The sequence below is a fragment of the Methylocystis sp. genome (assembly GCF_021731785.1).
Classification (GTDB): Bacteria; Pseudomonadota; Alphaproteobacteria; order Rhizobiales; family Beijerinckiaceae; genus Methylocystis.
This window is the reverse complement of record NZ_JAKFWS010000181.1, coordinates 1-2,634: the sequence shown is the minus strand read 5'-3', so window position 1 is coordinate 2,634 and position 2,634 is coordinate 1. Positions and strand designations below refer to the sequence as shown.

1 protein-coding gene is annotated in these 2,634 nt (G+C 60.2%); it reads left to right on the top strand.

Features of this window, described 5'->3' with window-relative positions:
- Positions 1-43 precede the first annotated feature (43 nt).
- A complete protein-coding gene (locus QZ964_RS20825) occupies positions 44-2,485 on the top strand; it encodes a TonB-dependent receptor (protein ID WP_292534187.1) in 2,442 nt (813 codons plus the stop codon).
- Positions 2,486-2,634 lie beyond the last annotated feature (149 nt).

Here is a 2,634-nt window from a genome sequence, read left to right as displayed (position 1 = left end):
CCTCTCATGCGTCGATAGGCGTCGGCGCACAAGGAAACTCGTCATGATCCGTCATTCTCGCCTCCTCGGAGGAGTCTCTTGCGCCGCGCTCAGCCTGTTCGCCGCCTCGGCCGCCGATGCGCAGCAGTCGCTTCCCACCATCGAGGTCGGCGGCGCCCGCGCCGCCGTCCGCCGCGGTCCAGTGGCTCGCCCGGTCGGCGGACCGGCGCGCGTGACCGCCGCGACGTCGACGCCGGGGCCTGCCGGGACGGCGGCTCCCGGGTTCAGCCCGCGCAAGCTGGCGCTTCCCGTCTATCGAGATCCCACCGGACAGACGTTCACGACCGTCCAAGGCAAGGATTTCGAGAACATGCCGATGGTTTCGATTCGGGAGATGCTGCAATATAGTCCGGGCGTTTCATTCAAGCAGGGCAACGGGCCGCGGGACATCGTCATCTCGATTCGCGGCTCTTCGGCGCGCAATGGTTTCGGCGTGCGCAACATCGTGCTGCTGGAAGACGGTTTTTCCGTCACCCAGCCCGACGGCCTGTCCCGCACCGACCTGACCGATCCGCACGCCTATGCTGGCGTAGACGTCTATCGCGGGCCGTCGTCGGCCCTGTTCGGCAATTTCGCCAATGGCGGCGCAATCAACTTTCGCACGCGAACCGGCGCCGAAATTGACGGCGTGCATGTCGGAAGCGAATTCGGGTCGTTCGGATATCTCAATAATTTCACGGCTATCGGTAAACATACCGGCAATGTCGACATTGCGATCTTCGCCAGCGACGTGCGCGGCGACGGCTTTACGCTTCACAATCGCTACGACACCCAGACCGTCAACGCGACCGCGCGATGGCAGGTGACCCCGAACGACCTTCTGACCTTCAAGTTCATCCACAACCAGCTGTATGGAGATCTCTCGTCACGGTTGTCGCTCAACCAATATTATCTCAATCCCTATCAGAATGGCTGCTATGCGCTGACGCAGCTCGGAGCCGCGACGCCGCTCGGCTATCTCAATCGGTCCTTGTGCGGCAACGCCAGCGTCTCGCTTTATGGATTGAACCCCACCGGCGGAGGAAATTATCAGACAACCGCCGCACTGGCCGGATTCAATCGAAACGATCGCCGCGATGTGCTCGGGCTGCGCTGGGAGCATAATTTCGACGCGAATACGGTATGGCGCACGCAAGCGATTTACGACGACAAGAACATCATTCAGCCCACCGGCAGCACCGCCGCGCTTCAGGACGAGCCGGCGGTAAACGCCAGCACGGATATTACCCAGTTAGGCTCGCTCGCAGGCTTCGAGGCGAGGCATTTCGCCGGCCTCTATTTCAACCGGGCCCGCTATACGAGTTACACCAACAACACTCTGGCCGTCGGAAATGGCGCGACCGGCGCGCTTCAGGCGAAACAGAATGCGATGATGCAGAATCTCGGCGCGCGCGGCCGGGAGGAGGTCGCGCTGTCGCGTGACGTGACGCTCGTGCTCGGCCTGGCGACCGAAATGACGAAGATCGCCGCGAAACAGGATCAATTCACTTACGTGAATGCGCCCGCCAATCCGGCCTTTGCGCAAATCGCGACATGGCAGGGCATTCCCGTCAACAAAACTTACTGGAACGTCGGTCCTGAAGCTTCCGTGACCTGGCGGGCGTGGCCGGAGCTGCTGACGCATTTCCGCGCGTCGAGCGGCTATGGCACGCCCAATCCAGGGCAGCTCTTCGTCAACCAGCAGGGTCAGCCGGGCGCAAACACCGATTTGAAGACTCAGCGCAACAGCGGCATCGACATCGGATTCGACTGGCGGCCTCACGAAACGGTGCTGTTCAGCTTAACCGGCTTCCATGAGTGGTATCAAAATGAGCAACTGACCCAGTCTCCCGGAGCGGGATTGTTGAACTATACGTTCAACGCCGCGGGGTCGGCGCATCGGGGCGTGGAGGCGCTGACGGACTGGCGGCCGATCGAAGGCTGGCGGATATTGGCGAACTACTCATACAACAATCAGGTTTTCACGAATTTTACCGAATTGCTGGGCACCGCTGGCGCCACCGGCCGGACCGGCAACTTCAATCGAGCCGGCTATAAAATCCCGAACGTCGCGCCGCATACCGCGACCGCGCGGCTCGCATACGACCAGCCTTTCGGCGACTACAAGGGATTGGGAGCTTTCGTGGAATACGTCTATCAAAGCTCCTATTACCTCGATAACGGCAATGTTCTGACCATCCCGGGCTACGGCCTCGTCAACGCCAACGTCCACTTCGACAGGGATATTGAAGCTTGGCCGGTCAAAAATTTCGCGATCTATTTCGAGGTGCGGAACATTTTCGACAGAAATTGGATCGCATCGGCGAACAACATTCAAAACTCGGTGTCGCTGGTCAATGGCGTCGTGGTGCAGAATGGATACGCCACGCTGGCGCAGAACGGGACCGGTTCGATCTACGCTGGCAACCCTCGCCTTTTCCAAGGAGGCGTGAAGTTCAAATTTTGATGAGGTCGGCGGCGAGGCAGGATGAGACGCTTTGCCGCAGCGAGACGGCCGCTCCAAGATTAACTTGTCGCGGCCCTCGCTTTTTGCTTACATCGGCGCGCGCCTGTAAATTTTACGGGCGCGCCTGAATGAGGGTTCGAGCTTTTATG

Excerpts from the sequence above, each read along its gene's own strand:
- QZ964_RS20825 (WP_292534187.1), top strand. The coding sequence starts at position 44 with ATGATCCGTCATTCTCGCCTCCTCGGAGGAGTCTCTTGCGCCGCGCTC.